Annotated in this window: 9 protein-coding genes, 1 tRNA gene and 1 rRNA gene; 6 read left to right on the forward strand and 5 right to left on the reverse strand. The window is 46.8% G+C overall.

Annotation, left to right across the window (positions count from 1 at the left end):
* The 3 genes from ACP5N5_RS04605 to ACP5N5_RS04615 all read left to right on the forward strand — a co-directional run.
* Positions 1-285 (forward strand): 23S ribosomal RNA (locus tag ACP5N5_RS04605); the annotation flags it as partial.
* A gap of 142 nt (positions 286-427) precedes the next feature.
* Entirely contained in the window at positions 428-1,279 is an 852-nt protein-coding gene (locus ACP5N5_RS04610) for a geranylgeranylglycerol-phosphate geranylgeranyltransferase (protein WP_428133370.1), read from the forward strand.
* Positions 1,280-1,383: 104 nt separating this feature from the next.
* On the forward strand, positions 1,384-2,265 hold the full coding sequence (locus ACP5N5_RS04615) for a phosphatase PAP2 family protein (protein ID WP_428133372.1): 882 nt from the start codon (positions 1,384-1,386) through the stop codon (positions 2,263-2,265).
* Here the strand turns inward: ACP5N5_RS04615 and ACP5N5_RS04620 are convergent.
* Positions 2,247-2,321: transfer RNA gene (locus ACP5N5_RS04620), tRNA-Pro, on the reverse strand. The genes ACP5N5_RS04615 and ACP5N5_RS04620 overlap by 19 nt on opposite strands.
* Before the next feature lie 40 nt (positions 2,322-2,361).
* Positions 2,362-3,342 (reverse strand): SIS domain-containing protein, encoded by a 981-nt coding sequence (locus ACP5N5_RS04625; RefSeq protein ID WP_428133391.1) that lies wholly within the window; start codon positions 3,340-3,342, stop codon positions 2,362-2,364.
* A gap of 292 nt (positions 3,343-3,634) precedes the next feature.
* Between ACP5N5_RS04625 and ACP5N5_RS04630 the strand changes: the two genes are divergently transcribed.
* Positions 3,635-4,276 carry a hypothetical protein gene (locus ACP5N5_RS04630; protein ID WP_012608676.1) on the forward strand — a complete coding sequence of 214 codons (642 nt, stop codon included), beginning with the start codon at positions 3,635-3,637 and terminating at the stop codon, positions 4,274-4,276.
* Between the two features lie 18 nt (positions 4,277-4,294).
* Here the strand turns inward: ACP5N5_RS04630 and ACP5N5_RS04635 are convergent, their stop codons facing one another.
* Both ACP5N5_RS04635 and ACP5N5_RS04640 read right to left on the reverse strand, forming a co-directional pair.
* Positions 4,295-4,768: a hypothetical protein gene (locus tag ACP5N5_RS04635; RefSeq protein ID WP_012608675.1), complete on the reverse strand. Its 474-nt coding sequence runs from the start codon at positions 4,766-4,768 to the stop codon at positions 4,295-4,297.
* Between the two features lie 3 nt (positions 4,769-4,771).
* Positions 4,772-5,011 (reverse strand): hypothetical protein, encoded by a 240-nt coding sequence (locus tag ACP5N5_RS04640; protein WP_232216782.1) that lies wholly within the window; start codon positions 5,009-5,011, stop codon positions 4,772-4,774.
* A 106-nt stretch (positions 5,012-5,117) separates the two neighbouring features.
* Between ACP5N5_RS04640 and ACP5N5_RS04645 the strand changes: the two genes are divergently transcribed.
* Positions 5,118-5,909 (forward strand): DUF2258 domain-containing protein, encoded by a 792-nt coding sequence (locus ACP5N5_RS04645; protein WP_012608673.1) that lies wholly within the window; start codon positions 5,118-5,120, stop codon positions 5,907-5,909.
* Here the strand turns inward: ACP5N5_RS04645 and ACP5N5_RS04650 are convergent.
* The gene (locus ACP5N5_RS04650; protein ID WP_042667723.1) at positions 5,898-6,875 is read right to left on the reverse strand and encodes a DHHA1 domain-containing protein; all 978 of its coding nucleotides are present in this window, start codon (positions 6,873-6,875) and stop codon (positions 5,898-5,900) included. The two genes, ACP5N5_RS04645 and ACP5N5_RS04650, sit on opposite strands and share 12 nt — an antisense overlap.
* 202 nt (positions 6,876-7,077) lie before the next feature.
* Between ACP5N5_RS04650 and xerA the strand changes: the two genes are divergently transcribed.
* Positions 7,078-7,915 (forward strand): site-specific tyrosine recombinase/integron integrase (xerA, locus tag ACP5N5_RS04655; protein ID WP_428133387.1); only part of this gene is annotated, 838 nt, incomplete at its 3' end.

Here is a 7,915-nt window from a genome sequence, read left to right on the forward strand (position 1 = left end):
GCCTGAGGGGAAGCTACCCTCAGTACGAGAGGAACGGGGTGGCGCGGCCTCTGGTGTACCGGTTGTCCTGGCGGGCAACGCCGGGCAGCCACGCCGCAAGGGGTAACCGCTGAAAGCATCTAAGCGGGAACCCCTCCCCGAAAAGAGGCGGCCTGTCGTCACGGGGTAACCCGTGGCGGCGCGGGCTCCCGTAGAAGACGGGGTTGATGGGGCGGGGGTGTAAGCCCCAAGGGGTTTCCCGAGGGGTTCAGCCCGCCGCTCCCAAGAGCCCGAACGCCGTGGCTTCGCCCAGGGGGCGAGGCGTGTTATACTACTGCTTGGCGGGGTCTCATAGATTCGGGTATAAACCTTGTCTATGGGTGTACCTGTAGCGCTCGTAATGGTTTTAATTTCCTTCTCTTCGTTATCCAATATATTAGTGGTTGATATGGGTGTTATTGATTATTGTCGCATGATGAGGTTGCCTAACTCCCTGATGAGTGGTTTCGGCGCTGTCTTTATGTTATTGATGTTTAGATACTATGATTTCTCTGGCGTGGGCCTTGCGAGGCTTTTGGTGGGCTTTGTAACAGGTTTTACCATTACATCAGCCTCTATGCTGGTTAACGATGTGGTGGATTTAGAGGTTGACCGGGTTAACAAGCCGTGGAAGCCCCTGCCTAGTGGTAAGGCTTCCCCGAGGATCTCGCTTACCCTGGCACTTGTTCTCGTAATGGTTGGTGTGTTATTAAACCTGGTAATTAATATTTATGTAGCGTTGGTTGCAGCAGTATACGCTGTACTAGGACTCAGCTATAGCTTCCTGAGGAGGCATTGGTGGAGCCAGCTCGTGGTAGCTACCTCTACAACGGGTCCCATAATATATGGTTATACCGCGGCTGATGCACCGCCCGGCGATACAGTTGTAGTTGCCGGGCTCTCTCTCACAATATTCATAGTTACATTAGGCAGGGAGGTGTTGAAGGCCATACAGGACATCGAGGGCGATAGAATACAGGGGTATGAGACAATACCATTGAAGACCGGCGTCGAGGCATCCTCCAAGTTACTCGTGATAACAGGGTTCACGGGGCCTCTCACGGGGATTTTGACAGGCCTACTCACGGGGTCCAGCATACTCTACAAGATACTTATCGCTGCAGCCGGCATCCTCTACTTCTACTCTATGATCAAGGCATATAGGTTCCTGGGCATTAAGGAGAAGCTTGAGGAGGCGAGAAGAGAGACCCTGGTTGAAATGTTGATTGGGTTACTTGGCTTCTGGCTCTACAAGGCTTAATCAGCTAGGAGAACGGTCTTCACGGGCTCCGGTTACCGTCATTTCATCATCGAGTAAATATATTATTCTAAGCCGGGGAATATAATATTAGTTCACCAGGGGGAATGATCTTATTGCAGGGATTAAACAATAGGTTTAAAGTACTCCTGGATGCAGTGATAGCCATAGCCCTCGCCTCAACAATACTCTTAAATAACACAGGCGTATGGAGGATGTGGAGCATCCTCGGCGAGGAATACATATACTTGTTCACATGCATATTATTATACTATATAGTAGACCCCTACACAGGCTTATATACCGTTCTCGCTGTAATAGCCTCCGGCTCATTAAACCTTGTGATGAAGTACTCATTCAACACGCCGAGGCCACCAAACCCGTTAGTGGAGGCAGAGGGTCCCGGGTTCCCAAGCGGTCATGCACAGATCTCAACATCATTCTGGGGCACACTCACACTGAAACTAGGGGATAAATACCTCGCAGTAGCCTCAGCACTATTGGTTGCAGGCATATCGCTGAGCAGGATATATCTAAGAGCCCACTACGTAGTAGACGTGGCCGGCGGAATCACTGCAGGGCTAGCTATAGCCCTGATAATTTATTATCTAGGCAGTAGGCTTGAACCTGGGTCAGCATCCATCACGGTAGGCGCGGCAGCAATAGCTCTATCATCAACTACACTATTACTTAGGCAATGGGAGCCCACGGCGCTAGGGTTAACTGGAATAGGTATAGCACTAGTAGCCTCAGGCAGGAGGATAAAGGACGTAATAGAGGCGTTAAACACTATGGATATGAGACATAGAATAAAGGCATTAATACTAGTGCTAATAGCTACTGGGCCATTATACCTGGCCGCTAGAACAGGGGGAGTGGCGAGGATAATATTTTTCACCATAATAGGCTTGATAATATTCAATACACCACTGATCCTAGGAAAGAAGACAAGGAGTAGGAACACGAATAGTGGGGCCGCGGGGATTTGAACCCCGGGTCACGGGGGCCCAAGCCCCGCATCCTAGCCAGGCTAGACTACGGCCCCTCAGATACTAGGTTTAATAGTGCTTAGAGCTTTTTAACCTTTAAAGCCCGGGGAATATATTATGCACAGACTCCTTATACCTCTTGATACTCCTTGTCTCAAGGGGATCTATACCCCTGAGGACAGCGAGCCTGACGCTGGCCACTCCGAGAACTAGGCTACCGTAGATAAGCTTATCTAATAATGTCTCCCCTCTAAGACTCAACCTATGCCTCCAGGCATTAACCTCCTTGTATATTTCATCCATGAACTCCACGAGCCTGTATCCAGCCTCGTCAGCCGGGTCGAAGACTTCAATGATCTTTAAGGGTATACCACTAGGCTCCTCATACCCTACTATATCGTTATGCATCCATTCAGGTGCAACATCTATTTTAACCGGTATCTTACTGTTCTCATTAAACTCGTTCTTACCCCTTAGAGCCAGCGCTTCTAGAGGGGTATGGGTTGCAATAACCAGTAGACCCTGGATTCCATGGATCCACTCGGCTAGCCGGTAAGCCTCTTCCACCGCGTTATCCATGACACTATTTATGAATGACAAGGTTTCCTCAGCATCCCTCTTACCCACCATGGATAACCCGCTCGAGTCAAGTAATCCAAGGATCTTGAAGAGCATTGATGGCAGGGAGGCTCTTGGAGCAAGACCCGTGGGTAGTGGAATATATGGTAATCCATGCTTCAAAGCATAGTCTCTTAGATGACCCCCGCTGGAGACCACCACTATATTCCCCGTCTTCTTAAACGCCTCGATAGTTGCATTTACTGTTTCAACAGTATTACCACTGTAACTAACTGATAAAACCAGTGTCTCTGAGTCAATGAAGCCAGGCGCGTGATGCGATTTAGAAGTATACACGGGGAGGCCTCTACTGGTTTGTGAAAGAGTAGCTAGGAAATCCCCTACTATACCGCTACCACCCATACCGAGTACCACGATCTTGTCAAAGACCCCGGAAACCCTGTATCTCCCCCATTCAAGCAGGGCCTCTCTAATCTGGTTAACCCAGCCCCTATACATCTCCTCCAAGCATGACACCCCCTCAACCGTTTCCCGCCTATGCTCTAGGTCTTCGTGGGGTGGTTTATCACGGTTCCTCCCCCGGCTCCCTCCCCGTAGACAGCCATGGGTCTCGGGGAGCTAAGGGGTCGCCAATAGACTTAAAGAATCTAGCGCTTATAAATTTAAACGGGTAAAGCAAGGAGAGCATTAAGCATCCTGTAAAACCTTCAAACTGGGAACAGATATACAACCTAGTTATTCTTCTTTTAAATGGGTTTGAGATATAAAATAACTATAGCGTGATGGTAGAGTGGATTTAATAAGACTACTTACAAGGGGGTTTAAAGCCGTTGTAAGCCATTATATGGGTATTAAGTCAAGGATAGTGCTCGAGGTATTGAATAATAAACCAGTAGACCCGATCATTATACTTGATCAAAACAGTATACTGAGTAGAACCATAGGGTTAGAGGGATCATCTATACCTGGCATCCATATAAACCAATTGGTTGAGGCTAGGAAAGGGCTACTCATAGTCTTCGAGCCAGGGGAGGAAATAGAGTTCTATCCCCTAGTAAAAAACTATGGGAACATACTAGTGTTTACAACCCCTGGCTCCAAGGCCAGGATACCCAGGTTCTTCGCCAAGATATATGTCGATAAGATAGATGAGGACACTTACCTTATGAGAATGTGGAAGGGCAGGGTGGTAAGGATATATGTAGACATGGATAGGCTGCGTATAGCTAGTAAACCAGAGGGGGTTTATGGCCAGGTATACGATTTATTGAGGAAGCTGATGATAGAGTATGGTGAGATAACTATTAAAGACGCCATAAGGGCCGTATCGCTTGAGTTAGGTGTAGAAAAGGAAGTGGCTAGGCAAATAATCTACAAGCTCCTCAAGGAGAGGTATTTCAGGGTGGTACATGGTAAAATAACCTTGTACTAGTTTAATCGGTAGGAGTCCTCAACTCCATGTGGAGAGGAGGGACTCGTCGAAATATATCTTATAAATCCCAATCTTCTTGAAGATCACGTTGATGTAGTCATCTATAATATTCCTTGAGACACCTGTCTTCTCAGCCCTCGAGATAACAATGTTTTCAACGATAGAGTACTTCTTATACTTCTCATTAAGCTCCTTCCAGGGTATACCGGTGAATGCCTTTATGATAACATTATCTATGGGGAGATAACCCCTGAGAATCATGAAGGCTATAATGGGGTAGCCCACATACCCTTTGTAAACAGTTCCATTATCATCGCTATAAGCCCTGAAGACGCCTTGCCCCTCCTCTAGTAGGATAACCCTGTACTTTCTCTCACCAGTACTTGAGGAGACTACAGCCCTACTAGAATCAACTATTTTCACCCGGTTATCCCCGATGCACCCAGCGGCCTCTAGGACCTTGATCCTAGGGGGTCTTGCAAGGAGCTTCAAGACCTATACCACCAGTTTCCTTATTACAAGCGGGTTCCGCGAGATCTCCTCCCCAATACCCTCAATCTTCTGACCTATCCCGAGCCTTAGATAGTTGTCGAGTTCTTTTTCATCAACAAGGACGTAGAAGTCTCCCTCAGAGCCCTCGATATCCCCATGTACATATAGTAGCGGTGAGTTAAATCCATCTAGGTACTCTATTCCCACAACAATACCTGAGAAATTCTTTCCACCACTCAACACCAACACCACTGTATTAAAAGTAGTTTCTCACAGGGTAATAAATCAGTTCAAGGCATTAATTAAGTTAATTAAGCTGAGATAATATATTATTTCTTAGGGATCACTTATGAGTGGGGAGGTAGCCAAAGAGTTAAACACTGGTATCGTGATAGCCGGTGCATATGCTGATAAACTACGTAGAACCCTCTATGCTCAGTTAGCAGGTATCGTGAAAACAAACAAGGAGTTTGCGAGGGAGATTGCGAGAGCATCCGCGGAGCTAAACATGTTGCTCTTCCACGTATTGGTTGAAGGGGTAAAAGTAGATAAGGGAGATGCTGTTAGAATCAGGGTGAAGTACATTATCGATGAGAAAGCCATGAGAATAAAATGGCTATATGATACACTTAAACTAGAAGTATTCAAGAGAGTACCGGATGAACAGGTCGAGAGCATAAAGAACAAGGTAATTAACGAGAAACTAGCTGAGATCCAGGAGAAATATAAGGAAGCACCTACACGTGAGGAAGCAGAGAGAATCCTGGCTGGGGAGACTGAGGAAACCGTGGTGGAGAAACCAGTGAAACCAGTCGAAGACCCCCTAGATAGGATTATGTCACTAGACCTTGTTGGTGAAACAATTGAGGGAGGCTACCTCTTCAAGATAACCGGGAGGGAGGGAGCCTCGATAGGGCTTGTATCAATGGTTGCCAGCGGTGAAGACGTAGTGTTCGACGCGGTATTACTTGGAGATGGGGAGATAGCATACAGGTATATCGCTAGAACTCATGGGAGGCTCAATCAATACGTTGAAGCCCCCGATAAGATACTCGAGGAGCTGAGGAAGACCAAGCCTACCCAACTAGGTAGGGATGAGGCTTCAAGGCTAATAGAGGAGAAAATGAAGTCACTGTTGTGAAAAGCCTTTAATGGCTTCATCGAGCCTGACGAGAAACTCGTTGAAAAACTCTTTTTTAACCCTGGCTCCTGCAGCGAACGGGTGTCCACCACCCATAACAGGAAGCTCCCTCGACATGATTCTGAGAACCCTGTTTAAATCAATGGTGTTATCTCCCCGTAGGCTCATTACATATGTATCGCCTCGTTCCTCAATGGCTATACCTACCCGTGTACCCCCATATACCCTCGCATAGTTGGCAGCTTTACCAATGCTTCCAGGAGGGTTTACGACATACCCTATTGCTCTATAGACACGGATATTCTCCTTGACCCATACCCGTAGCTCTTCATCTCGTTTAGCCTGCTCCAACCCTCTTTCAACAATAACTGGATTACTGCTTGGAATGCTATTTCTAGATAAATACTCTACTATTCTCCGTTTGAACTCATAGTCACGCCGAGTTCCCTCCAAGGCCTGGATTAGTATGCCTGCCTCGAGGTATATGGACCTCTTATCCCATTCGGTCAGCGTTCTTTTAACCCATTGGGTTTCATCGAGATAGTCGCCTATGGCTCCGTATAGTGCTATCCGAGAGTATTCCGGGTCCAGGCCCCTCTCGTGAAGGAATATATATGTCAACTCAGAGGCGGAGCAACAAGTATTATGATATACGTTAACTCTATCCATATCATTAAGCCTGGTATTGAGGGGTTCCGGGTGGTGATCTATGTAAACGACTTCACCATATCTTCCTCTCTCCTCGAGTAGTCTCAGGACCTCCTCAGCATGCACCTCGTTCAAGGCTATGTCAGCAATAAATATGTTGTCGCCATTCCTCGTGAACTCCCTGAGATCCCCTAGTAGTCCAACCGGGTGCGTGAAAAAGACTACTGGTTCCTCCCTAGCCTTGTAGAAATTATAGGCCAACGCCCCCGAGGCTACACCATCACTATCGCCATGAACAAGTATCACGCGCCTAGGCATGGTACCACTTCCTGCTTGAATACCTGGATAAAGGTCAGCCCCGCGCGGCGTCTTCATCCCATTCAAGGGTTTAACCTGCCACGCATCTTCATCCCATTATTGTTATTTGATTACAGCAGGTAATAATGTTTAAACCATCGTATTAGTAGTAGCCCTTTATCTTAAAACATGATAATAGTGGATCCATTGGCAGGGATTTGTTTTGCCGGGCAGAATAGAACTTGGTAAAGCGCCTCAAGGTATGCTGGATTTAAGCAATAAAGAGATAGTGGAGGAGTTTAAGGCGTCTCTTGAGGCATCAGGAGCATCAGAAGAGACGGTAAAGGCGTATCTATCTGCTATCAAAGACTTCCTTGGTTTCATCGGGGATAAACCGTTAAGGGATGTAACTTTAAGGGATATATTGGCATGGCGTAATGATCGATTGAGAAACGGGTTTCCAAACAGGAAAATAAGTGATAAGGAGAAATGGCTGGTTACACTCCATTACTATACCTTGTTCCTTAAGAGGTTTTTTGAATGGCTTGGAGTAAATATAGTTGTGACACCGGTAAGGAAGCCCCACGCCAGCATTAATGTGTTGAGCGATGAAGAGGTTGAGAAACTCTATAATGTTGCTAGGACCCCACTGGATAAACTAGTATTGAGATTACTTGTTGACACTGGCCTCCGTAGCCGTGAGTTATTGGGCCTCCGTGTTGAAGACGTTAATTTCCATAGTAGAGTGATAAAGGTTACTTCGGCCAAGTACGGTAAGGAGAGGTACGTCGTAGCTACAGAGGAAACCTTCAAGATGCTTGATGCCTGGATAAGGCTCAATGGGTTGATGCCTGGAGACAGGCTCTTTAATTTAACATATAGTGGATTATATAAGAAGTTAAAGAGATTGGCTACACGGGCTGGAATAGCCCCTGAGAGGGTTAGACCACATGTATTAAGACATACATTTGCTACGCGCGCCCTGAGAAGAGGCATCAGCCTTCCAGCACTCCAGAGGTTACTGGGTCACTCGGACATTAAGACTACACAGATATACCTTC

Source organism: Desulfurococcus sp. (assembly GCF_049970475.1).
In the GTDB taxonomy this organism is placed as follows: Archaea; Thermoproteota; Thermoprotei_A; order Sulfolobales; family Desulfurococcaceae; genus Desulfurococcus; species Desulfurococcus amylolyticus.

Coding starts and splice junctions, on each gene's coding strand:
- ACP5N5_RS04610 (WP_428133370.1), top strand. CDS start 428: ATGGGTGTTATTGATTATTGTCGCATGATGAGGTTGCCTAACTCCCTG.
- ACP5N5_RS04615 (WP_428133372.1), top strand. CDS start 1,384: ATGATCTTATTGCAGGGATTAAACAATAGGTTTAAAGTACTCCTGGAT.
- ACP5N5_RS04625 (WP_428133391.1), bottom strand. CDS start 3,342: ATGTATAGGGGCTGGGTTAACCAGATTAGAGAGGCCCTGCTTGAATGG.
- ACP5N5_RS04645 (WP_012608673.1), top strand. CDS start 5,118: ATGAGTGGGGAGGTAGCCAAAGAGTTAAACACTGGTATCGTGATAGCC.
- ACP5N5_RS04650 (WP_042667723.1), bottom strand. CDS start 6,875: ATGCCTAGGCGCGTGATACTTGTTCATGGCGATAGTGATGGTGTAGCC.